Genomic DNA, 22,848 nt, shown 5'->3' on the forward strand with positions numbered 1-22,848 from the left:
GGCATGAGCGTCATCCGACCGGTGACCGAGGCCGATCTGCCCGCCGTCGCCGACATCTACGCCCACTACGTGCTCAACACCGTGGCCACCTTCGAGGAGAATCCGCCCGAACCCGGCTTCTGGCGGGCGAAGGCGGCCTCGGGCCTGCCGTTCCTGGTGGCGGAGGCGGACGGCGCGGTCGGCGGGTTCGCCTACGCGGGGCCGTACCGGCCCAAGCCCGCCTACCGGCACAGCCTGGAGGACACGGTCTACCTCGCGCCCGGCTTCACCGGCAGGGGGCTGGGCAGGGCGCTGCTGGAGGCGCTGGTCGCGGCCTGCAGGGACAGCGGGGCGCGCCAGATCATCGCGGTGATCGCAGACGGCGGCGACCCGGCCTCGGCGAAGCTGCACCGGGCGCTGGGCTTCCAGGAGGCGGGACGGCTGCGGGCGGTCGGCTTCAAGCACGGGCGCTGGCTGGACACCGTGCTGATGCAGCTGGACCTGAGTTAGCCGGGCGTGCCCGAGGGGGACGGGGTGGGGCTGGGGCTCGGGGTGGGACTCGGGCTGGGGCTGGGGCTCGGGCTGGGGGATATGTCGGGCAGGTCGGTGCGCATGTGCGGGGCCAGGAGGGTGGCCCAGGCCTTGGCCATCTTGGCGTACTCCTCCTCACAGCGCACCGCCCGCGTGACCGGCAGCGCGCCGTCGGCGATCAGCGGCAGGAAGGCGTTGTGGTTGGAGCCGTAGAGGTAGCACATCATGTTGTAATAACGCTGCACGCTCAGCGAGTGCTCGTCGGCGAAGACGGTCTTGTCCAGCGGCTGCGACACCTCCTGCTGCGACATCCGGCCCCACGCCTGGATGGTGCTGATGATCTCGGAGTAGTCCCGCTGGTCCTCGGCCGAGCTGATGAGCACGAGGGCGGAGAGCTGGTCGACGGCGTCCTCCTCCCTGCCGGTGGAGGGCAGGTCGTACAGATCGATGAGGGCGTGGCCGAGCTCGTGGTAGTAGATGCCGCTCATCGCGCCCACGACGCTCTCGTCGACGTCCTGCGGGTCGGGCGTCGCGCTCTGGCCGGATTCGGGCGCGGCGAAGAGGCTCTGCAGGTACGCCACCATCTCGTAGCACATGGTGATCGTCCGATCCTCCGGGCTGTAGAAGGCGTTGACGGTGTCGCACTGCTCGGCCTTCAGGGGGATGTCGCGCGGCGGGATGAACGCGTCGGAGGCCGACTCGGCCCACTCCTGGAGCAGGTGGTGGTCGCGCATCAGCTTCTCGGCCGGCCTCAGGTCCTTGTCCTCGGGCACCACGTAGGAGGGGATGAACGCGGGGGTGCTCGGGCTCGCGGAGGGACTGGCCGAAGCGCTGGGCGACGGGCTGGCGGACGGGCTCGGGTTCGCCTGTCCCCCCGCCGCGGGCGGCTCGGCGGGCAGCGAGGGCTGCGGTTTGGTCGTACCGCAGGCGCTCAACGCCACTACCAGGACACCGGCCACCATAAGCGATCGACTCATAACACTATGTAATCATCCGCTCCGAACTGCGACGGATCCGGGCGGGGGTGTTCGAGCAGGTCCGGGAATTCGGCAGGATAGGGGGGTGAGCCTCCTCGTAGACCGCCTGCCGGAAGAGATCGACGCCGAGCCCGATGAGATCTTCGACGCGTTCGTCGGCTGGAACGCCGACCGCGGGCTCACGCTCTACCCCGCCCAGGAGGAGGCGCTGATCGAGGTCGTCTCGGGCAGCAACGTGATCCTCGCCACCCCGACCGGCTCCGGCAAGTCACTGGTCGCGGCGGGCGCGCACTTCGCCGCCCTCACCAGGGACATCCGCACGTTCTACACCGCGCCGATCAAGGCGCTGGTCTCGGAGAAGTTCTTCGACCTGTGCGAGGTCTTCGGCGTCGAGAACGTCGGCATGATGACCGGCGACGCCAGCGTCAACCCCGGCGCCCCGATCATCTGCTGCACCGCCGAGATCCTCGCCAACCTCGCGCTGCGCGACGGCGCCGCGGCCGACGTCGGCCAGGTCGTCATGGACGAGTTCCACTTCTACGCCGAGCCCGACCGGGGCTGGGCCTGGCAGGTGCCGCTGCTGGAGCTGCCCAACGTCCAGTTCATCCTGATGTCGGCCACGCTGGGCGACGTGTCGATGTTCGAGCGCGACCTGACCCGCCGCACCGGCAAACCGACCTCGGTCGTCAAGCACGCCGAACGCCCCGTCCCGCTGATCTACTCCTACCGGATGACGCCGCTGCACGAGACGCTGGAGGAGATGCTCTCCACCGGCCAGGCGCCGGTCTACGTGGTGCACTTCACGCAGGCCTCCGCGATGGAACGGGCCCAGTCCCTCATGTCCATCAACATGGCGACGAAGGCGGAGAAGGAAGCCATCGCGGCCATGATCGGGGGCTTCCGCTTCACGACCCGCTTCGGGCGTGCCCTCTCGCGCCTGGTACGGCACGGCATCGGCGTCCACCACGCCGGCATGCTGCCCAAGTACCGGCGGCTGGTCGAGCGCCTGGCCCAGGCCGGTCTGCTGAAGGTCATCTGCGGCACCGACACCCTCGGCGTCGGCGTCAACGTGCCGATCCGCACCGTGCTGTTCACCGCCCTGTCCAAGTACGACGGCAACAAGGTGCGCAGGCTGCGCGCCCGCGAGTTCCACCAGATCGCCGGCCGCGCCGGCCGGGCCGGGTTCGACACCATCGGCTACGTCGCCTGCCAGGCCCCCGAGCACGACATCGAGAACGCCAAGGCGCTGGCCAAGATCGGCGACGACCCGAAGCGGCGGCGCGGCTACGCCCGCAAGAAGCCGCCGGAGGGCTTCGTCGGCTGGAGCGAGGAGACGTTCGAGAAGCTCCAGACCGCCGAGCCCGAGCCGCTCAACTCCCGCTTCAAGGTCAGCAACGCGATGCTGCTCGCGGTCATCAACCGCCCCGGCGACTGCTTCGCCGCCATGAAGCACCTGCTCACCGACAACCACGAGGACCGCAAGTGGCAGCGCCGGCACATCAGCCAGGCCATCGCCATCTACCGCTCCCTGCTGGCCGGCGGCATCGTCGAACAGCTCAAGGACCCCGACGAGCAGGGCCGCCGCGCCCGCCTGACGATCGAGCTGCAGGAGGACTTCGCCCTCAACCAGGCGCTGTCCACCTTCGCCCTGGCCGCCTTCGAACTCCTCGGCCAGGACTCCCCCAGCTACGCCCTCGACATGGTCTCCATCGTCGAGTCCATCCTCGACGACCCGCGCCAGATCCTCGCGGCCCAGCTGAAGAAGGCCCGCGGCGAGGCCGTCGCGCAGATGAAGGCCGACGGCATGGAGTACGAGGAGCGCATGGACGCCCTCACCGAGGTCATGTACCCGATGCCGCTGGAGACACTGCTCCTCGGCGCCTACGAGACCTACCGGCGCGGCCACCCGTGGGTGGGCGACTACACCGTCAGCCCCAAGTCGGTCGTGCGTGACATGTACGAGCGGGCGATGACGTTCAGCGAGTACATCCAGGTCTACGAGCTGGCCCGCTCCGAGGGCACCGTCCTGCGCTACCTGGCCGACGCCTACCGGACCCTGTCGCGCACCGTGCCCGAGCACCTGAAGACCGAGGACCTCGTCGACCTCATCGAATGGCTGGGCGAGCTCGTGCGCCAGGTCGACTCCTCGCTGATCGACGAGTGGGAGAAGCTGGCCAACCCGGCCGAGGCGCTGGAGGCGCAGAACCAGCTGGAGACCAAGGTCCGTCCCGTCACCGCCAACGTGCGCGCGTTCCGGGTGCTGGTGCGCAACGCGATGTTCCGCCTGGTGGAGCTGTGCGCGCTGGAGAAGGAGGAGGAGCTGGCCGAGCTGGCTCCCGACGTCGACTGGCCCGCGGCGCTCGACGCGTACTACGACGACCACGAGGAGATCCTCACCGGCGCCGACGCCCGGGGGCCCGCGCTGCTGCGGATCGAGGAGGAGAGCGGGCTGTGGAAGGTCCGCCAGACGGTGAAGGACCCGGCCGGGGACGGCGACTGGGGCATCGACGCCCAGGTGGACCTGACCGCCTCCGACGAGGAGGGCCGGGCCGTCCTGCACGTGCAGGGCCTGAACCGCCTCTGACCGCCCCACCGCCGCAGCGACCGCCACCCCTTGACCCCACGACAGCCCGCAACCCGTCCCGCGGCCCCCTCGTCGCCGCCGAAGGCGCGGTGCGGCGCGCAAGCGCGGGCCGCGCCCGCGCCCTTCGCGACCGCAGCACGCGCGTCGCAGCGCCCCGCCAAGGCGTCTGGACACGCGAGCGCGGGGATCGCCCCTGATGCGGTGCGGTACTCCCCTGCGCTCGGCAGCGCCGGGGGGTGCCGCCGGAGGCGTGGTATGGCTCGCGTTCGCTCTATGGGGGCCGGGTGGGCGGTTGGATCGCCGGAGGTGCGGTCAACGTCCAGGCGACGGTGCTCTTCCGGGGAGTGCTCGACCGCGGCGGGAGCCCGGGGGCTCGGGCGGTGGACGGGCCGGCCACCGCGGGAGATGGTTAAGCCGTGCGCCGGGACGGACTGGCAAGGGCGCCCCGGCACACGCCTCTTCCTCTAGTGTCCGGTCACGAGGTTCGCCGTCGTGTCATGACAATGTCTCAAGATCGAGACATTCAGCACGAGGCGATCTGGCAGACCTTGGCCAGCATGCGCCTGGCGTCCTGAGTCTGCCGGGCGAAGTCGGCCGTGGCGGGTTTGCCCCACTCCCCTGCCTGCGTGTACACGATGAGCGCGTTCGCCCGGCGGACCACGATCGCGCGCTCGCCGCCGACCGCGGCCTTGCCCTTGTAGTAGCTCTGGCCGGTGACCGCGAGGGCGGCGTCGCCGAGCTTCACCGCGCGGGCGGAGAACCGGTAGCCCTTCGTGCCGCACGAGGCGGCCGCGCTCTTGATCCCCGCCAGGGCGGCGCCGGCCGACGCGGCGCCGGTGTAGAGGATCACCTGCTCCGACTTGGAGTAGTCGGGGACCGCCGTGTAGATGATCGTCTTCGCGGAGGTACGGCCGGCCTGGCCGAGGGCGGCGCGGTCGCAGGGGTTCACGACGGACTTGGCGGTCTTCTTCTTGCTCACCGCCCAGCTGGTCTCGGGGTTCTTGTCCTTCTTCGCGGCGTCCTTCTCGTACAGCAGGAAGCCTTGGGGGATCGCTCCGGCGATGACGGAGGCGACGAGAATCGTCTTCAGCATGGTTCAAAATAGGGGGAATGAGCGACGAAGACGTCAAGCGGGTTCTCGGGTTGCTGGCACAGGACGACACCCTGCGGGCCTTCTCGGCGCTGGTGCTGGACGCCGGTGCCGCCGAGCTTCCCCCGAAGGTGCTGGAGAGGTTGCGGGCGGGCGGGCTGGCCGTACCGGATGGGGAGGGACGGTGGCGGGCGCGGCCGGAGCGCTTCCGTGAGCTGCTGAAGGCGCTGGCCGAGCCCTCGCCGCGGCTGAGCGAGGAGGAGCGGGTTCTGCAGACGTTCCTGGTGGAGGGGCGGCTGCAGACGATGCCGATGAAGCACGAGAAGCGGCTGGTGGTGCTGCGGTACATCGTGCGGGTGTTCGAGCCGGGTGTGCGGTACGCGGAGAAAGATGTGAACGTGGCGTTGCGGGCCTTCCACGATGACTACGCGGCTTTGCGGCGGTATCTGGTCGACGCGGATCTGTTGTCGCGGGAGGGCAACGTGTACTGGCGCAGCGGCGGGCCGGTCGAACTCTAGGAGTTCAGGCGCCGGCGGTAGGCGCGGGGTGGCAGGCCGTACTCCTGGGCGAAGGTGCGGCTGAAGTGGAAGGGGCTGACGAAGCCGCAGGCCGCCGCCACCTGGCCGATGTCCAGGTCGGTGGCTTCCAGGAGCTGGGCGGCGTGGGCCAGCCTGGCGGCTCGTACCGCACGCATGGGGGTGCGGCCGGTGCGCTCGGCGAACACGTGGGCGAAGCGGGACGGCGACAGCGCCACGGCCGCCGCCAGCGACGTGACGGTGTGCGGGGCGCCCGGTTCCGCGGCGATCAACTCCAGTGCCCGCGCCACCCTCCGATCCACACCCACCCCACGCAACCCGCCCACCCCACGCGACCCACCCGGCCCCGGCCCGCCCAACCCGCCTGGTCCCGGCGCGCTCACGCCACCCGCATCCGGTGCGCTCGCGCCCCATGCGCCCGGCCCCATCTCGCCGTCGCCCAGCTCTGGTCCGAAGGCGTCCGGGGCGGCTGTCGCCAGGAGCAGGATCTCCTCCACCGCGCCCAGCACCAGCTCGCGGGCCCGCTCCGCCATGGCGGCCACCGGCCGGGACGTCTCCCCCGGCTCCGGTGGCACACCCCGGCCGCTCCAGCGGGCATAGGCATGCGCCCGCAGGAACGCCCGCTCGATCCGGCCGGACACCGGCGGAGGTTCACCCGCCGCCGCTCCCGGGCTGCCGGGCGGGAGGTTGGTGCGGGGCCCGAGGTTGTCGCCGTGCCCGAGAGTGGCGCCGGACGGGAGAGTGGCGTCAGGCCCAAGCGTGGTGCCGGGCGGGAGGGTGGGCTGGGTGGTTGGGGTGCGCTGGTGGGGGCCGGGGGCGAGGTGGCAGCCGGGTGAGAGGGCGTAGGGGCGTAGCCAGGTCACCCAGGACGGCCTCGGCTGGAAGTGCACCCACCAGAACCGCCAGCGCTCCCCCTCCGTCCGGTAGTGGTGTGCCGCCCGTGAGGCCAGCACCACGAGGTCGCCCGCGCCCGCCGTGAGCGCCGCCCCGCCCTGCTCGACCAGCCCCGCCCCCTCCTGTGTCCACATCAGCAGCCAGCTCGGCGAGCCCGACGGCCGCCGCGTGGCATAGCCGGGCCCCTTGTCGTAGTGGCCCACGATGACGAGCTCGGCAGCAGGAACAGACATGTCGTCGGCGCTCACCGGCATACCCTCCCACAGCCCGCGTTCTTAGGCTCGAAGGCATGGACACCAAGGATTTCCACGACCAGGGCTACATCGTCATCCGCGGCCTGCTGGCCCCGCACGAGGCGGATCTGCTGCGGGAGGAGTTCACGCGCTTGCACGCCGCGGGCCCCGTCCCAGGTCATTTCTCGCCGAAGCCCCAGGAACCCGGCCTGCCGTACGACGGGTTGCGGGCCTATCCGCGCATCATGCACCCGCACCAGATCAACGACGTCGCGCTGCGCTATCTCCTGGACGCCAGGATCGCGGCCGTCCTGCGGGAGCTGCTGGAGGAGGAGCCGATAGCAGCCCAGAGCATGTTCTACTTCAAGCCGCCGGGCGCCCGCGGGCAGGCGTTGCATCAGGACAACTTCTATCTGCGCGTCGAGCCGGGCACCTGCGTGGCGGCCTGGATCGCCGTGGACCGCGTCGACCGGGCCAACGGCGGCTTGGAGGTCGTGCCCGGTACGCACAAGATGGACCTGTTCTGCCCGGAGGACGCGGACCCGTCCATCTCCTTCACCCGCGAGTACGTCCCGCCGCCGCCCGGCCTGGAGCGCGTGCCGGTCGACATGGAGCCGGGCGACGTGCTGTTCTTCAACGGCAGCCTCGTGCACGGCTCCGGCCCGAACGCCACGGCCGACCGCTTCCGCCGCAGCCTCATCTTCCATTACGCGGGCCGTTCGGCCGAGCGCATCTCCGCCTACTACCCGACGCTCACGATGGCGGGCGCGCCCCACCCGCTCGCGGCCGCCGAGGGCGGCGGGCCGTGCGGCACCGAGGCGTCGGGACCGCACTAGCTGTTCCGACCACGGAGGTTAGGTACAGGGGTTGATCGTTGTGGCATGACGAAGGGCTTCCGGGTTCGGTGTGGACTGCGACATCTACCCCTGAACCAGAAAGCCCTTCATGCAACGCCGTCGACGACCACTCTCGCAATGGCTGCACACCCGCCATCACCACCGCGGCCGCACCGCACTCGGCGGCCGGCCACCCGCCAACCGCGTACCCAGCCTCTCAGGACAGAACACCTAGCCGCCGGAGATGTCCGACTCGGCGTCGGCGGGCACGTGGCTGTCCCACGGGTCGTCCAGCCAGCCGTCCGGCAGGTGCACCCGGTCCCGCTCGCCCGACTTGCCGCGCGGGGTGTCGGTGTTGGGCGGCCACGGCTGGTCGCGGTCGAGCTTGGCCAGCGCCGTACGCAGCTCCTCCAGCGACTCGGCCGTGGTCATCGCGCGGCGCAGCTCGGAGCCGACGGTGAAGCCCTTGAGGTACCAGCCGACGTGCTTGCGGAAGTCGGCCACCGCGTACCGTTCGGTGTCGAAGCAGGCGGCCAGCCCTCCGGCGTGCCGTTCCATGACGTCGGCGACCTCGCCCAGGGACGGCTTCGCGCGCGACGAATCGCCGTTGAAGGCGTTCTCCAGATCGCGGAACAACCACGGCCGCCCAAGGCAGCCCCGCCCCACCACGACGCCGTCGCAGCCGGTCTCGGCGACCATGCGCAGCGCGTCGTCGGCGCTCCAGATGTCGCCGTTGCCGAGCACCGGCACCTCGGGCACCGCCTCCTTGAGCCGCGCGATCGCCGCCCAGTCGGCCTGCCCGCCGTAATGCTGCTTGGCGGTGCGCGCGTGCAGCGCGATCGCCGCGACGCCCTCCTCGACCGCGATGCGCCCGGCGTCGAGGTAGGTGAGGTGGTCGTCGTCGATGCCCTTGCGCATCTTCATGGTGACCGGCAGCGGGCCCGCGTTGCGCACCGCCTCGCGCAGGATCCGCCGCAGCAGATTGCGCTTGTACGGCAGCGCGGAACCTCCCCCGCGCCTGGTCACCTTGGGCACCGGGCAGCCGAAGTTGAGGTCGACGTGGTCGGCCAGGTCCTCCTCGGCGATCATCTTGACCGCGCGCCCGACGGTCTCGGGGTCGACGCCGTAGAGCTGGATGCTGCGCGGCCGCTCCCCGTCGGCGAACCTGATCATCCTGAGCGTCTTGGGGTTGCGCTCCACCAGCGCCCGCGTGGTGATCATCTCGCACACGAACAACCCCGCGCCCTGCTCACGGCAGAGCACGCGGAACGGCGCGTTCGTGATCCCCGCCATCGGCGCCAGCACGACCGGCGGCCACACCCCCATCGGCCCAATCTTCACCCGTTCATTTGTAGCCGACTTCCCCCCTCGGACGGAAACTCAGCGCCTGGCCACGACCAGCGGCACGCCCGTGCGCGGGTGGGGCAGCACCTCGACGGCGTGGCCGTACACGTGGCTGAGCAGTTCCTCGCCGAGGACCCGCGCGGGCGTCCCGCACGCCCGCACGACACCCTCCGACAGCACGGCCACCCGGTCGGCGTGGGCCGCGGCGAGCGCGAGATCGTGCAGCACCACGACGACGGCGTCACCCGCGCGCGCCCGCTCCCCCGCCAGCCCGAGCACCGCCTCCTGGTGGCGGATGTCCAGCGCGGCGGTCGGCTCATCGAGCAGCAGCATCGGCGTGCGCTGCGCCAGCACCCGCGCCAGCCCCACCCGCGCCCGCTCGCCGCCCGACAGCTCCTGGAAGGCGCGCGTCCTGAACCGCGCGACATCGGCCCGCTCCAGCTCGGCCTCGACGACCTGCGCGTCCTGCTCCTCCCCCGGCGTGCGCGCCCACGGCGCCCGTCCCATGCCCACGACCTCCTCGACCGTGAACGGGAAGGCCAGATCGAGCCGCTGGGGAAGCACCGCCCGCCGTAGCGCCAGCTCACGCGCCGTCCAGGCGGCCACAGGCCGCCCATCCAGGTGTACGGCTCCCGCCCGCGGCCGCACGTCGCCCGCCAGCACGGACAGCAGCGTGGACTTGCCGGAGCCGTTGGGCCCCACGAGCGCCAGCACCTCCCCGGCGAACACGGCCAGGTCGGCGCCGCGCAGCACCGGCTCACTCCCATAGCCGAAACACACCCCGGCGGCCTCGGCGTAGACCGTGCCGTGGGCCGGGCGGGCGGGGACGCGTGGCCTCATGCTCTTCCTCCACTGCTGTAATTTAGGTTAGCCTCACCTAATATCACATCCTCTTCATGCGATAGGTTTGACCGGTTTTGCAGCTAAATGTCACTGAAGGAGCCATGCCCATGGGCAACAACGTCGACCTCGGCCGGTGGCCTCTGGTCACCGCCGCCCAGAACGGCCGCCTCACCGTCGCGGAGGCCGACCGCCTCAACGCCGGCATGCTCGACGTGCTCGCCCGCGCCAGGGCCGAGAACCGCCGCTTCGCCGTCGTCGTGGACCAGCGCGAACGCCAGGCGCCGGAGAAGGGGGCGCTGGAGATCATCCACGCGTTCTGGTCCGAGCGCGAGGCGGAGATCGCCGAGTGGTGTGTCGGCTACGTCAGCGTGGTCGCCACCCCGTCACTGGCCGACCTCGTGGAGAACCCCGGCCCCGGCGGCCTGACCGTCCTCGGCACCGTGGACTACGACGCCGCCGTCCTGTGGGCCGCCGACCGCCTCGCCATCACCGAACCCGCCTGACCCCACCCTCCCCGGATCTGCCCGACCTTTACCGGATCCGCCTGACGGGGTGGATCGCGGCGTCCAGCAGCACGCGATCGCCCAGCGGCGCGGACAGCTCGACCGTGAACGGCGTGCGCGGGTTGCCCTGGCAGGTCTGCGCCCGGCCCGGCGCTCCGGCCACGCCGATCAGCAGCCGGACCTCCCGGTCGGCCATCAGGGCCACGCGCTCCGGCCCCTCCTCCACGACGCGCCACCGCTCCAGGTCGGGCGGGCGCCGTACCTCCTCACCGCCGAGCGCGGCCAGCCCGTCGGGACCGAGCTCGGTCGCGGGCCTGCCTTGTGTGAGCACGCCGAGCGGCACCTTGTGGTCGTGACAGACGTACACGGCAGACGGCGAGACGACCGAACCCGACGGGGACGGGGCGAGCCCGGGAGTGAGGACCCCGCCGGCGGTGGAGCCCGCGCTCGTGACGGGGCCCGCGCCGCAGGCCGCCGCGAGCAGGGCCAGCGCGGCCAGTGCGCTTCTGGGGGTCATCCTCACCACCGCCTTCACGCGCAACGACGTCATGGGAGGCGTGGCGGTTCATCCCGTGGGGGGAATGGCCGGTATCCGGGGGGTGTGTGCCGTACCAGAAAGTCGCGCAGATTCGTGATGACAGCACCCCGAACGACCATCGCCGATACGCTGTGAGCTGCGATCGATGGGGAGGCGAACGATGCTGCTTCGACTACGGCTCACGCTGCCCGACCGGCCGGGTTCGCTCGGTCAGGTCACCCGGGTGCTGGGCGTGGCCGGAGCCGACATCACGCAGCTGACCGTCCTGGAGCGCGGCGGCGGGCGGGCCGTGGACGACATCACCGTCTTCTGCCCGGACGGCACCCCCAAGGAGACGCTGGCCAAGAGCTTGCTGACCGTCCAAGGTGTACGCGTCGAGGCGATCTGGGCCACCCGCGAAGCCGCCGGCACCTACCCCGAGCTGGAGATCCTCAAGTACATCACCACCGCGGGCGAGCGCGCGCTGACCACGCTCATCGACTCGCTGCCGGTGCTGTTCAGCGCCGACTGGGCCGCCGCGTCCACCGCCGACGCGACCGTCTACTCCAGCTGGCGAGCCCCCCAGGAGATCGTCCTCCCGCCCGAGAACCCGCCCCGCCCCGTGGCGACCACCCTGGAGTCCGGCCTGCACCTCATCCACGCCCCGCTCCCGCCGCTGGCCCTCACGCTGATGCTGGCCAGAGCCGACGGCCCCGCCTTCCACCGGATCGAGGTCCACCGCCTCACCCGCATCCTGGAGATCTTCCTCAGCCTCCCGGCGACCGAACGCAGCGTGGCCCGTCAGCTGCGCAAGTGAGCATCCACTCCAAAAACCCGCTAGAGTTGCTGTGTCGCCGCGAGCAGCGGCGGACGCGGAAGTGGCTCAGTGGTAGAGCATCACCTTGCCAAGGTGAGGGTCGCGGGTTCGAATCCCGTCTTCCGCTCGGAGAGGCCGCAGGTTGGGGCCTCGCTCGGTGGAGTGGCCGAGAGGCGAGGCAGCGGCCTGCAAAGCCGTCCACACGGGTTCAAATCCCGTCTCCACCTCTAGTTGAATACCCGGACGATTAGCTCAGCGGGAGAGCGCTTCCCTGACACGGAAGAGGTCACTGGTTCAATCCCAGTATCGTCCACCAGCACGGCCTTGCCCTCCGCGCCCTTTGGGCGTGCGGGCAGGGCCGTTTTCAGTTTTCGTGGCCGAGGCGGCGGCGCCAGGCAGCCGAGAACGTCGATCTCCGGCACCGGCCGGCGACCACTGCCGCGCACGAGGCCGCCGGTCGGCGTGACGGGGTCAGGCGCACGGCCGCTCGGCCGGTCGGACCGGCGCTCGGTCAGACAGACGCACGGACCGCACAACCACATGGGCGCACGATCGCTCGGGCGCTCGGTCAGACGGGCGCGCGGACACACGGACCGCTCGGGAGCTCGGGAGCTCGGGAAAATTCTGGCGACATCCTTGGCCATCCCCGCGACAATGGCCGGCGTGGAAGAGGTCGAAGTCGTCGTCGCCCATAGCGAGCGCGCGACCCTGCGCGTCGGTGATGTGTTCCTGAAGATCGACGCTGATCAGGCGCGCACCGATGTCGAGGTCCAGGCGATGGCCATGGCGCCGGTCCCGACGCCGGTGGTGCTGTGGCGCAGGCCGCCCGTGCTCGCGCTCGCCGCCGTCCCCGGGACCGCCCTCGGCCGCCTGGGCGAGCCGTCGGCCGCGTCACCGGCGGCGTGGGCAGCGGCGGGCGCCGCCGTACGGAAACTGCATGAGGCGCCGCTGCCGCCGTGGCCCGGTCGGAGCCTCGACGAGATCGCCGCGAACCTCGACGGCGAATGTGAGTGGCTCGTCGCGAACGACGTCCTTCCCTTCGACCTGGTCACCCGCAACCGCCAGGTCGCCGAGGCGGCGCTCCGGCCGTGGACGCCGGTGTTCGCGCACGGCGACCTGCAGATCACCCACGTGTTCGTCGAGGGTGACGAGGTCACCGGCGTGATCGACTGGTCCGAGGCGGCCCGGGGCGATGCCCTGTACGACCTGGCCAGCTTGACGCTCGGACACGAGGAGCGTCTTGGTGACGTCGTCGCCGGCTACGGCACCGACGTCGACCTCGACGTGATCCGCGGGTGGTGGTCGTTGCGGAGCCTGCGGGCGATCCGCTGGCTGATCGAGCACGGTTTCCACCCGTCCTCGCCGGGCTGCGAGGTGGACGTGCTGAAAGCCCGGATGTGAGGCCGGACGGCGGAACCTAGCCGGCGGGGATGAAGTTCGCGTACTCCTCGATGCGGGTGATCAGTCCTTCGTCGTCGAAGCGGAAGTAGACCGCGGCGTGCACCTCGCCGCGTACGCCGTTCCTGGCGGCCACGTGCACGACGTGCTGCTGAAGGACTTCTCCGGGCTGGGAGAACTGGCGGGTGATGTCGTAGCGCATCGACTCGATGGTGTGGATCTGCTCCTTCATCCCCGCGATGTTCTCCTCGATGCCCGACTCGCCCTTGCCGTCGTTGTGCCAGACGGTGGCCGTCCGCGCGCACATGGCGCGGGCGGTGTCCCAGTCGGCCTTCTCCAGGCTGCGCAGGTAGGTGATGGCCTTGTCCTTGAGGTCCTGGCTCATGGCGGTGATGCCTGTGTTGTAAACCAGGGCGCGTTCGCCTGCTTCGACGCGCGTCGGCAGGTGGTTGCCGGGAGGTGAGAGGGGGCAGACGAAGACGGACGGCCGCAGGTGGTGGTGGGAGAGCGTCGCCTTGTTGAAGTCGACGGTGAGCTTGCTTCCGGGTTCCAGGAGCGGCAGGACGAGCCAGCGGCCGATCTCGGGCGTGGTGTCCGCGTTCGTCTCGTCGGTGAACACGACCAGGCGCTGGCCGGGCATGTCTTCGAGGACGGCCAGCACGTGTTCGGTGCCGTTGACGGTCACGACGAGGTCGACGGGGGCCCGGATGGCCTCGGTGCTGCGCGGCGACGTCAGCCGTTCCACCTCGATGCGGCGGCCCTCGGGGGCCTCGCGGTACTCGCCGTCGAAGACCCAGGCCGGGTCATAGGGGAAGGTGTCGATTCCGGCGAGGCCGGAGCGTTCGACCGCCTGGTGGTCCATGACGACCAGACCGTAGGATCCGTCGCCGCCTCCGGCGAAGCCGACGCGGCCGCCGGGGAACTCCAGCGTGCTGCCGGGCGCCACCTCCGCGGTTCCGTCGACTGTTTCGCCGCCCACCCGCACGCCGTCGCCGGCGCTCGCCGTCACGGTCAGGGCGCCGGTCGCGCTGGTGGACCACGTGCCGGGGATGCCGGCGATGGTGTGAAGGTCCTGATCGGTCACTGTGCCGTTGGCGACGACCTTGGCCTTGCCGTTCGGGCCGGCGACCTCCTCCCAGCGTTCCTCGCGCCAGGCTTCGTACCCGGCGCGCGCCTCTGGTGCATGTTGATAGGCAAAGGACTGCTGTGCGGCCATGAGTGGCTCCCTTCTTCTCCGGCCGCGAACGTGGTGTTACGCGGCCCGTGGCCACCCAACCTACGAGCGGTATGCGCGGAGAGCATCACCTCTTGCGCATAAGGCAAGACGATGGACGGTTCGGCTGCTCGGCGGGCAACGGCGGCGCGGGCCCGTGACTCGTCCGCAGGGGCCTAGGTGGAGGAGCCGCCGCCGTCGCGCTGGTGGCCCCGGCGGGCGTCGCGGTCGAAGATGCCCAGGATCTCGCAGGGGCCGCCCTCGGCGCCGATCGCGTGCGGGAGCATGGTGGGGAACTCCGCCGCCTGGTTGGTCTCGACCCGGATGCGGCGGTGGCCCAGCATGAGGATCGCGGTGCCGGACAGGACGACGAGCCATTCCCGGCCGGGGTGCGCGCGCATACGTGCGGGGTTGTCCGGCGGCGGTTCGGTCATGCGCTGGCGCACGACGCTCATGCCCGGGTCGCCCTTCACGGGCCAGCGCATCAGGCCGTGGGCCCCGTCGATCATCGGGCTGGTGACGACGTCGTCGGAGGCGGTCTCGACCAGCTGGTCCAAGGTCGTGTCCAGAGCGCGGGCGAGGGTGACCAGCTGGTCCAGGGCGAGGCGGCGCCGGCCGTTCTCGATGCGCGAGAGCGTGGACTGACTGACGTTGGCGCGGGTGGCCAGTTCCTCCAGCGACCAGCCCTGTGCCACGCGCAGGGCGCGGATCCGTTTGCGGACGAGGCTGTCCAGCTCGCCGTCATCTTGCGCCATGGGCAACATCGTATGTCCGCGGTGCAAGGTGAGCGGGTGGGCGCCGCCCCCGGAGCGGTGGGGCGGCGCCGTACCGGCTAGCGGATGATCTTGACGTCGTCGACGCCGGCCTCGACGAGGCTGGCGGTGGCGGCGTCGGCGGCTTCGACCACGATGCGGACGCTCTGGCCGGCGAAGGACGAGAGGTCCACCGTCGAGGTGGTCCAGGCGCCGTCGCGGTCCGTGGCGGCGGCGAGTTGTTCGAAGACCGTGCCGGTCGTCGTGCCGACGACCCTGACCCGCAGGTAGTCGGCGCTGGTGGCGTTGCTGCCGTGGGCCAGGTACCAGGCGAAGGACAGCTTCACCGTCCCGCTGGGCAGCGTCACCGCGGGTGACTGGATGGCGGTGGTGCCGCCGTCGATGTCGTGGTCGCCCGCCGCGGCGCCGGCGAGGCGGCCGGTGACCAGGTCGTTGACGCCGCTGACCGTGGTGCCCAGCTGCTTGGCGCCGCTGGAGGTCGTGGCCTCGGGGTCGCCGCGCTCCCACAGGCCGGTGGTGGCGCTGCCGGTCAGGCGGGTCCAGCCCTTGTCGGTCTCGAAGGTGTCCTCCCAGACCACGACGGGGGGTACGGCGGTGGCGATGGTCCACACGGCATAGGCCACGGCGTCGGCGTGGCGGTTGAGCGCGGTGTCGTTGATGTTGGAGGTCGTGTCGCAGGCGCGGTGGTAGCAGACGTCGAAGGCCTGCCCGGCGGTGCCGCCCCACAGTTGCGCCTGGGCGCTCGACTTGATGCCCTCGGCTCCGGTGAAGGTGCCGCCGGCGGCGATGCCGCGTGAGATGAAGGGCCCGTAGTCGGAGCGGCCGTCGAAGTCGGTGCCACGCGTCTGGACGCCGACGGAGGTGAAGTAGTCCTGCAGCGTGCGCTCGAGAGCGGCCGACCCGGCGGGGCCGGGGCCGGAGCCGACGCCGTCGGAGTTGTCTCCGTCGTAGACGAAGTAGCCGGCGTTGGGCGAGCCGACCATGTCGAAGTTCAGGTACGCCTTGATCTTGGCCCGTTCCGTGGCGGCCAGGTTCGTCACGTAGAACTGCGACCCGCGCAGCCCCAGCTCTTCCGCGCCCCACCAGGCGAAGCGCAGGTGCTTGGTCGGCTGCAGCGCCTGCCGGGAGACCTCGAGCGCGGTCTCCAGGATGGCGGCGCTGCCGGAGCCGTTGTCGTTGATGCCGGGTCCCGCGGTGACGCTGTCGAGGTGGGCGCCGACCATGAGGATGTCGTTGGGGTCGCCGCCGGGCCAGTCGGCGAGGACGTTGTAGCCGGTGGCGCCGTTGTAGGTGAACGACTGCAGCGTGGTGGTGAATCCGGCGGCGTCCAGGCGGCCCTTGACGTAGTTGGCGGAGGCCAGGTAGCCGGGGCGGCCGTGGGCGCGGTTGCCGCCGTTGGCGGTGGCGATGCTCTGGAACTGGGTCAGGTGCGCCTTGACGTTGGCGAGGGGGATGTCGGGCGGGGCGAGCGCGGTCGCGCCGGTGGCCTGGTGGAGGCCTCCGGCTAAGACCAGGGTGAGCGTGGCGAGTACGGCGAGCAGACGTGATCTCATGCCACTCCTCTGCGGGGAGATCCGGGGAGCCCGAACATAACTCCACAAATCCGGATCGACCAGTCATGCGCACAGACCCCTTGGGAGGGCCGAGCACCCCCAGGGCCCCGCGTACCCCCTGGGAGGGCGGGAAGCCCTTGGGAAACCCGGTGAACCTTGGGGTCATTGCGCCGCTCTTCCGGCCAAGCTCACACTCCCGACGCGACGAAGCTTCCCGTCGAACCCCCCGTACAGAGGAGGAAGCAAGATGCGTCGAGGATGGTTACCCCCACCCATCACGGACTCGTCCGCCGTCACCCGGCGGACCTTCCTCGGCGGCTTCGGAGCGAGCGCGGCGATCGTCGCGCTCGACCTGGACGCCGCCATCGCCGCCTCAGCACGCGCCGAGCAGGAGGGCACGCTGGTCAACAACTTCGGCCGGGTGTTCAACCTGCCCCCGTTCGCCCAGGCGACGCCCCAGGTACGGGCGGCGCTGACCGAGATGGGCAAGCTGGGCGGCATCCTGGACGCGAAGGACCCGCTGCATGAGGGCCCGATCCGGCTGATCACCAACCCGGAGCTCAGCCCGAACAACCGCGACAACCCCTTCCACACCGCGGGCGTGACGTTCTTCGGCCAGTTCCTCGACCACGACATGACCTTCGACAACGCCTCGCCGCTGGGCGTGCCGACCCGGCCGGAGTCCTCGCCGAACCTGCGCACCCCCGCCTTCGACCTCGACACGGTGTACGGCGGCGGCCCCACCGCCAGCCCGCACCTCTTCAACGCCGACCGGATCACGATGCGCGTGGAGAGCGGCGGCCTGTTCGAGGACGTGCCGAGGCAGCCGGACCAACGGGCGATCATCGGCGACCCGCGCAACGACGAGAACCTGATGATCTCGGGCCTGCACGCGGCGTTCCTCGTCTTCCACAACAAGGTCGTCGAGCGCCTGCGCGCCCAGGGCACACCGGAGAGCGCCCTGTTCGAGACGGCCCGCCGTACGGTCCTCTGGCACTACCAGTGGATCATCCTGAACGAGTTCCTGCCGCAGATCATCGGCCGGCCGCTCGTGGACCACATCCTGCGCTTCGGCCGCCAGTTCTACCGGCCGCCCGGCGCGCCGTCGATCCCGGTGGAGTTCCAGATCGCCTACCGTTTCGGCCACAGCATGATCCGCCCGTCCTACCGGGCCAACCTGGCCGGTGACGGCGGCCGGCCGTTCTTCGGCTTCATCTTCGACCCGGTGGCCGAGGGCCAGGCCGACCCGGTGGACCTGCGGGGCGGCGCGCGGGCCGGGCGGCGCTTCATCGGCTGGCAGACGTTCTTCAACTTCGGCGACGGCCAGGTACGCCCGAACAAGCGCATGGACACCCAGCTGTCCACGCCGCTCTTCCAGCTTCCGCTGCGCTCGATCCCGAGCGGCGACCCGCCGATCTCGCTGGCCACCCGTAACCTGCTGCGGCATCTCACCTGGTCGCTGCCGTCGGGTCAGCGCCTGGCCACGACGATGGGCATCCCGCACGTCGACACCTCCGAGCTCGGCCCGCTCGGCTTCGGCACGAACGCGCCGCTCTGGTACTACGTGCTCAAGGAGGGCCAGGACCTCGGCGACGGCATCCAGCTGGCCGGGGTCGGCGCCCGGCTGATCGGCGAGGTCTTCGTCGGCCTGCTGCAGAAGGACCCCGGCTCCTACCTCGCGGCCGGTCCGAACTGGCGGCCGACGCTGCCGAGCCGCGGCCCGGGGACGTTCACGATGGTCGATCTGCTGCGGTTCGCCAAGCTCGATCCGGCCAGCCGGGGACAATGACACCCTGACAAGTTCCGGTAAGAGCTGTTTACAGACAAGAAAGCTTCTTTTGAGTACATTCTGCGTATGGCCATCCACGTGGCCGCGCACTCCGCCAACCGGTTGCTCCGCGAAGCGCTCGCCACCGCCCTTACCGGGCAGCCCGGCCTGAGCATGTCCGGGCTCACCCAGTACCTCTCCGACCTGGAACGACTCTGCCGCATCCGCGACGTCGACGTCGCAGTGATCGACGTCGCGGACGACTTCGAGGAGGTGATGGCCAAGCTCCCGGGATTACACGGCCGCGGCCTCGTGCTCACCTACGCGAGCATGGACGTGCGCGACGTGGTGCGGGCGGTGGGCGCGGGACTGACGCTGGTGCCCTACTCACGCGGGCTGGCCGCCCTCCTCGAAGCGGTACGGCGCTGCCCGTTCGAACCACGCGCCCGCCCCGCCCACCCGCCGGTCCTGACCCGGCGCGACCTGGACGTCCTCGCGCTGGCGGCCTCGGGGCACAGCGTGCAGGAGGCGGCCAGGATGCTCGGCATCGCCCCGGCCACCGTCGAGAACCACATGCGCCGCATCTTCGCCAAGACCGAGGTGCACAGCCGGGTCAACCTGGTCTCGTTGGCCGCCCGGCTCGGCCTGCTGTTCCGGTCCGGGGCCCGGCCGGCCACGGTTCCGCTGGCGGTCGTCTTCGGCGGGCCGGGAAGCTGCCGCGACGCCGTCGTGGAGAACCTGATCCGGCAGCACTTACCGGTCTTCGTGGCCGGCGACCGCTGGACGCACGAGGACGACACGCTCATGCTCCGCCGCCCGCTGGTGGCCGTGATCATCGACGAGTCCGGGGCCTGGCACCACATGCACGCGCTCGGCGCCCGCGTGGTCGTGGTCACCGAGACCGCGTTCGGCCAGGTCATCACGTCTCCGGCGCCGGACGCGGTGGTGCCGATCAGTGAGCTGGGCCGGGCCGTACACCCGGAGATGAGCAGGCGCGCGGCGGCGCGCTCGGCGCTCACCGACCGCGAACTGCAGATCCTGCGGTCCATAGCGACGGGCCATTCGGTACGGCAGACGGCCCAGGCTTTGGCCATCACCACCAAGACCGTGGAGAACATTCAGTCACGCCTGTTCAGCAAGCTGGATGTCCGAAACCGGTCCGAGGCACTGGCGGTGGGTTACGAACTAGGACTTCTTTCCTGAATCACCTGTGCTGTTTGCGCAGAGTTGATGGCGATGTTAGATGGAAGAGCATGTTGGTTCAGGACAGCCACGACCTACCGCCGGAGGAAATGTGGCGCTGAGACTCGATGGCGTCCGCGTACGGCAACGCGGTGAAGTGTGGCTCGACGACATCAACCTAGAACTCTCCAGCGGCATGACGACCCTCATCGGGCCGCTGGCGGCCGGGAAGACCACCCTGATGCGGGTGATCGCGGGGTTGCACACCCCGGCCGACGGCCGCGTGGTCGTCAACGGCGAGGACGTCACCTCGGTCCCGGTGCGCAAGCGCTCCGTGGCCTTCGTCTACCAGCGGTTCATCAACTACCCGTCGCTGACCGTCTACGAGAACATCGCCTCTCCCTTACGCCTGGCAGCCGGATTCCCCCGCAAGGACGTGGACGGCCGGGTGCGCGACGTGGCCGAACTCATGGGCATCGCCGACCTGCTGGAGCGGCGCCCGGCCGAGCTGTCGGGCGGCCAGCAGCAGCGCACCGCGATCGCCCGCGCGCTGGCCCGCCCGGTCGACGTGCTCCTGCTGGACGAGCCGCTGGCCAACCTCGACTACAAACTCCGCGAGCAGTTGCGCGCCGACCTGAAGGCGATGTTCAAGGACTCGCCGGGCACCGTGGTCTACTCCACCTCCGATCCGGCCGAGGCGCTGATGTTCGCGGCCCCGACGGTGGTGCTGGGCGAGGGCCGCGTCCAGCACGTGGGCGACGTGGCGCGCATGTACGACCGGCCGCCGTCCCTGGCGGTGGCCGCCACCCTCTCCGATCCGCCGCTCAACCTGCTGCCCGGCGTGGTGAACGAGGGCCGCCTGGAATGCCTGGGCGTCCCGCTGTCCACGCCCGGCACGCACTTCTCCGGCGACGACATGGTGCTGGGGATCCGCCCGCACCAGGTGACGATCGAGCGCACCCGGCCCGGCCAGGTCGAGTTCCCCGCCGAGATCCGCCTGGCCGAGGTCACTGGCAGCACGACGTTCCTGCACCTGCTGCTGGCCGGGCGGCGCCACCTGGTGGCGCAGCTGCCGGGCACCCAGCTGTTCACGCCCGGTGAGCCCGCGGTGGCCTACGTGGATCCCGCGCACATCCTGATCTTCTCCGGAACGGGGGAACTGGTGGCCGACACCGCCACGGAGGTCGACCTGCATGGCTGACATCACGCTGGAGGGCGTCGGCCACAGCTACGACGGCGGCCGCACGCACGCGCTCAACCCCATGACCTGGACCTGGTCCGACGGCCGCGCCTACGCGTTGCTCGGCCCGAGCGGCTGCGGCAAGACCACGCTGCTCAACATCATCTCCGGCCTGATCACCCCTTCCCAGGGCCGGGTGCTGCTGGGCGGCCGCGACGTCACCGGCCTGCCGCCCGTGGCCCGCAACATCGCGCAGGTCTTCCAGTTCCCGGTGCTGTACGAGGAGATGTCGGTCTACGACAACCTCGCCTTCCCCCTGCGCAACCGCAAGTACCCGAAGGCCGAGGTCGACGAGCGGGTGCGCAAGGTCGCCCGGTTACTCGGCCTGGAGGATCACCTCCGCCGCCGCTCGCGCCGCCTCGACCCCGGCCGCCAGCAGATCGTCAGCCTCGGCCGCGGCCTCGTGCGGCCCGAGGTGGCGGCGGTCCTGCTGGACGAACCGCTCACCGTCATCGACCCCGCCCTGAAGTGGACCCTGCGCAGCAAGCTCAAGGAGATCCACCGCGACACCGGCCACACCCTCATCTACGTCACCCACGACCAGACCGAGGCGCTGACCTTCGCCGACGAGGTGGTCGTGCTCAAGGACGGCGCGATCGTGCAGAGCGGCGAGCCCGCGGAGCTGTTCCTGTCCCCCGCGCACGAGTTCGTCGGACACTTCATCGGCTCGCCCGGCATGAACGTGCTCGACGCCGCGGTCGAGCGCGGCGTCGTGCGCGTCGGGACCTCCGTCGTCGGGCGCGCCGTGGGCGACGACGGCGCCCTTCCCGACGGTCCGGTACGGCTCGGCGTACGACCCGAGTTCGTCAGGATCAGCCCGTTCCCCCGTTCCCCCGGGCTGCGGGCCGGCGTCACCGGCGTGGACCGGATGGGCTCCTACCACCTCGTGCACGCGCGGGCCGACGGCGGCGACCTGGTCGCCAAGACCGATCCCGGCGAGCACGGCACGGCCGAGCACCTGCACTTCGAGCGGGCCTACCTGTTCCGCGACCAGATCAGGTGCGGCACCCTCGCGGCACTCGAAGGGAGCGGCGCATGACGGCCGGCGACGTTCCGGCCAAGGTCGCCGGCAGCCAGGTGGCCGGTGAGGTCGTCGCGCCGGCCGTACCCCCGTCGAAGTCCGGCGACGAGCGGGCCCCCAGGGACGTCAAGCCCAAGAACAACCGCGCGTGGTGGCTGGTGCTGCCGGTCGTGGTGTCGGTGGCCTTCACCGCGGTCATCCCGCTGATGACGGTGGTCAACTTCTCGGTGCAGGACGTCTTCACGCCGACCGACCGCATCTTCGTGGGGCTGGACTGGTTCAGGTCGGTCACCCGCGATCCCGAGGTGCGGGCGGCGTTCCTGCGCACGCTGATGTTCTCGGCGCAGGTGCTGGCCATCGAGATCCCGCTCGGCGTGCTGCTCGCGGTGTGCATGCCGCGGCGCGGGGCGTGGGTGTCGGTGGCGCTGGTCGTGGTGGCGCTGCCGCTGCTCATCCCGTGGAACGTCGTCGGCACGATCTGGCAGATCTTCGCCCGCGGCGACATCGGGCTCGGCGGGTGGGCCGTCAACAACGTGCTCGGGATCAACTTCAACTACACACTCGACTCCACCGACGCGTGGGTCACCGTGCTGGCCATGGACGTGTGGCACTGGACGCCGCTGGTGGCGCTGCTGGCGTACGCGGGGCTGCGCTCGATCCCCGAGCCGTACTTCCAGGCGGCGCAGATCGACGGGGCCTCGGCGTGGGCGACGTTCCGGCACGTGCAGTTGCCGCGGCTGCGCGGGGTGCTGACGATCGCGATCCTGCTGCGGTTCATGGACAGCTTCATGATCTACACCGAGCCGTTCGTGGTGACCGGGGGCGGGCCGGGCAACGCCACGTCGTTCCTGAGCATCCTGCTGTCGAAGATCGCGGTGGGGCAGTTCGACCTGGGGCCCGCGGGGGCGTTCTCGCTCCTCTACTTCCTCATCGTGCAGATCGCCTGCTACGTGTTCTTCACCGTGCTGACGAGGAGCGGGAGATGAGACGGCTGCCCTGGGCGCGGACCGTGTTCT

Annotated in this window: 21 protein-coding genes and 3 tRNA genes; 15 read left to right on the forward strand and 9 right to left on the reverse strand. The window is 70.7% G+C overall.

The annotated features are described in order from the left end of the window. Positions 1-3 precede the first annotated feature (3 nt). Complete coding sequence (locus ACIBHY_RS52110; protein WP_397243560.1) at positions 4-489, forward strand: GNAT family N-acetyltransferase; 486 nt, start codon at positions 4-6, stop codon at positions 487-489. Here ACIBHY_RS52110 and ACIBHY_RS52115 read toward each other — a convergent pair. After that, entirely contained in the window at positions 486-1,487 is a 1,002-nt protein-coding gene (locus ACIBHY_RS52115) for a DUF4344 domain-containing metallopeptidase (protein ID WP_397310732.1), read from the reverse strand. The two genes, ACIBHY_RS52110 and ACIBHY_RS52115, sit on opposite strands and share 4 nt — an antisense overlap. Positions 1,488-1,572: 85 nt before the next feature. Between ACIBHY_RS52115 and ACIBHY_RS52120 the strand changes: the two genes are divergently transcribed. Further along, positions 1,573-4,071, forward strand: a complete 2,499-nt coding sequence (locus ACIBHY_RS52120; RefSeq protein WP_397243556.1) for a DEAD/DEAH box helicase — start codon at positions 1,573-1,575, stop codon at positions 4,069-4,071. A 523-nt stretch (positions 4,072-4,594) separates the two neighbouring features. Here the strand turns inward: ACIBHY_RS52120 and ACIBHY_RS52125 are convergent. Continuing rightward, on the reverse strand, positions 4,595-5,164 hold the full coding sequence (locus tag ACIBHY_RS52125; protein ID WP_397243554.1) for a hypothetical protein: 570 nt from the start codon (positions 5,162-5,164) through the stop codon (positions 4,595-4,597). Between the two features lie 17 nt (positions 5,165-5,181). On the opposite strand from ACIBHY_RS52125, the gene ACIBHY_RS52130 reads away from it, so the two are divergent. Continuing rightward, positions 5,182-5,679, forward strand: a complete 498-nt coding sequence (locus ACIBHY_RS52130; RefSeq protein WP_397243552.1) for a DUF2087 domain-containing protein — start codon at positions 5,182-5,184, stop codon at positions 5,677-5,679. Here ACIBHY_RS52130 and ACIBHY_RS52135 read toward each other — a convergent pair. Beyond that, positions 5,676-6,839: a helix-turn-helix domain-containing protein gene (locus ACIBHY_RS52135; protein WP_397310733.1), complete on the reverse strand. Its 1,164-nt coding sequence runs from the start codon at positions 6,837-6,839 to the stop codon at positions 5,676-5,678. The genes ACIBHY_RS52130 and ACIBHY_RS52135 overlap by 4 nt on opposite strands. Before the next feature lie 41 nt (positions 6,840-6,880). On the opposite strand from ACIBHY_RS52135, the gene ACIBHY_RS52140 reads away from it, so the two are divergent. After that, positions 6,881-7,660, forward strand: a complete 780-nt coding sequence (locus ACIBHY_RS52140; protein ID WP_397310734.1) for a phytanoyl-CoA dioxygenase family protein — start codon at positions 6,881-6,883, stop codon at positions 7,658-7,660. Between the two features lie 231 nt (positions 7,661-7,891). Here the strand turns inward: ACIBHY_RS52140 and dusB are convergent, their stop codons facing one another. Next, the gene (dusB, locus tag ACIBHY_RS52145) at positions 7,892-9,001 is read right to left on the reverse strand and encodes a tRNA dihydrouridine synthase DusB (RefSeq protein WP_397243546.1); all 1,110 of its coding nucleotides are present in this window, start codon (positions 8,999-9,001) and stop codon (positions 7,892-7,894) included. 39 nt (positions 9,002-9,040) lie between these two features. Beyond that, on the reverse strand, positions 9,041-9,844 hold the full coding sequence (locus ACIBHY_RS52150) for a heme ABC transporter ATP-binding protein (RefSeq protein WP_397243544.1): 804 nt from the start codon (positions 9,842-9,844) through the stop codon (positions 9,041-9,043). Between the two features lie 110 nt (positions 9,845-9,954). Between ACIBHY_RS52150 and ACIBHY_RS52155 the strand changes: the two genes are divergently transcribed. Further along, a complete protein-coding gene (locus tag ACIBHY_RS52155; protein WP_397243542.1) occupies positions 9,955-10,350 on the forward strand; it encodes a hypothetical protein in 396 nt (131 codons plus the stop codon). A gap of 28 nt (positions 10,351-10,378) precedes the next feature. Here the strand turns inward: ACIBHY_RS52155 and ACIBHY_RS52160 are convergent, their stop codons facing one another. Next, on the reverse strand, positions 10,379-10,867 hold the full coding sequence (locus ACIBHY_RS52160) for a hypothetical protein (RefSeq protein WP_397310735.1): 489 nt from the start codon (positions 10,865-10,867) through the stop codon (positions 10,379-10,381). A gap of 181 nt (positions 10,868-11,048) precedes the next feature. Here ACIBHY_RS52160 and ACIBHY_RS52165 point away from each other — a divergent pair, with 181 nt between their 5' ends. The 5 genes from ACIBHY_RS52165 (at position 11,049) to ACIBHY_RS52185 (ending at position 13,085) form a co-directional block, all read left to right on the forward strand. Then, complete coding sequence (locus ACIBHY_RS52165) at positions 11,049-11,684, forward strand: amino acid-binding protein (RefSeq protein ID WP_397310736.1); 636 nt, start codon at positions 11,049-11,051, stop codon at positions 11,682-11,684. Positions 11,685-11,739: 55 nt separating this feature from the next. Then, positions 11,740-11,811 (forward strand) — tRNA-Gly (locus ACIBHY_RS52170). Positions 11,812-11,840: 29 nt separating this feature from the next. Continuing rightward, positions 11,841-11,911 (forward strand) — tRNA-Cys (locus ACIBHY_RS52175). A 14-nt stretch (positions 11,912-11,925) separates the two neighbouring features. Continuing rightward, positions 11,926-12,000, forward strand: a tRNA-Val gene (locus tag ACIBHY_RS52180). A gap of 338 nt (positions 12,001-12,338) precedes the next feature. Further along, positions 12,339-13,085 carry a phosphotransferase family protein gene (locus ACIBHY_RS52185; RefSeq protein WP_397310737.1) on the forward strand — a complete coding sequence of 249 codons (747 nt, stop codon included), beginning with the start codon at positions 12,339-12,341 and terminating at the stop codon, positions 13,083-13,085. A 16-nt stretch (positions 13,086-13,101) separates the two neighbouring features. Here ACIBHY_RS52185 and ACIBHY_RS52190 read toward each other — a convergent pair whose 3' ends face one another. From ACIBHY_RS52190 to ACIBHY_RS52200, 3 genes are all read right to left on the reverse strand, one after another. Next, entirely contained in the window at positions 13,102-14,298 is a 1,197-nt protein-coding gene (locus tag ACIBHY_RS52190; protein WP_397310738.1) for a DUF1684 domain-containing protein, read from the reverse strand. Positions 14,299-14,471: 173 nt separating this feature from the next. Further along, positions 14,472-15,050 carry a helix-turn-helix domain-containing protein gene (locus tag ACIBHY_RS52195; protein ID WP_397310739.1) on the reverse strand — a complete coding sequence of 193 codons (579 nt, stop codon included), beginning with the start codon at positions 15,048-15,050 and terminating at the stop codon, positions 14,472-14,474. Positions 15,051-15,127: 77 nt separating this feature from the next. Next, positions 15,128-16,621, reverse strand: coding sequence for a M28 family peptidase (locus ACIBHY_RS52200; RefSeq protein WP_397243531.1), 1,494 nt, complete (start codon positions 16,619-16,621; stop codon positions 15,128-15,130). A gap of 247 nt (positions 16,622-16,868) precedes the next feature. On the opposite strand from ACIBHY_RS52200, the gene ACIBHY_RS52205 reads away from it, so the two are divergent. From ACIBHY_RS52205 to ACIBHY_RS52225, 5 genes are all read left to right on the forward strand, one after another. After that, positions 16,869-18,410 (forward strand): heme peroxidase family protein, encoded by a 1,542-nt coding sequence (locus tag ACIBHY_RS52205; RefSeq protein ID WP_397310740.1) that lies wholly within the window; start codon positions 16,869-16,871, stop codon positions 18,408-18,410. Positions 18,411-18,476: 66 nt separating this feature from the next. Continuing rightward, positions 18,477-19,592 carry a response regulator transcription factor gene (locus tag ACIBHY_RS52210; RefSeq protein ID WP_397243527.1) on the forward strand — a complete coding sequence of 372 codons (1,116 nt, stop codon included), beginning with the start codon at positions 18,477-18,479 and terminating at the stop codon, positions 19,590-19,592. A 91-nt stretch (positions 19,593-19,683) separates the two neighbouring features. Then, complete coding sequence (locus ACIBHY_RS52215) at positions 19,684-20,772, forward strand: ABC transporter ATP-binding protein (protein WP_397310741.1); 1,089 nt, start codon at positions 19,684-19,686, stop codon at positions 20,770-20,772. Then, positions 20,765-21,850, forward strand: coding sequence for an ABC transporter ATP-binding protein (locus ACIBHY_RS52220; protein WP_397243524.1), 1,086 nt, complete (start codon positions 20,765-20,767; stop codon positions 21,848-21,850). The genes ACIBHY_RS52215 and ACIBHY_RS52220 overlap by 8 nt, the downstream gene beginning before the upstream one ends. Next, entirely contained in the window at positions 21,847-22,818 is a 972-nt protein-coding gene (locus tag ACIBHY_RS52225; protein WP_397243522.1) for a carbohydrate ABC transporter permease, read from the forward strand. The genes ACIBHY_RS52220 and ACIBHY_RS52225 overlap by 4 nt, the downstream gene beginning before the upstream one ends. Positions 22,819-22,848 lie beyond the last annotated feature (30 nt).

This window comes from Nonomuraea sp. NPDC050547 (assembly GCF_044457345.1).
In the GTDB taxonomy this organism is placed as follows: Bacteria; Actinomycetota; Actinomycetes; order Streptosporangiales; family Streptosporangiaceae; genus Nonomuraea.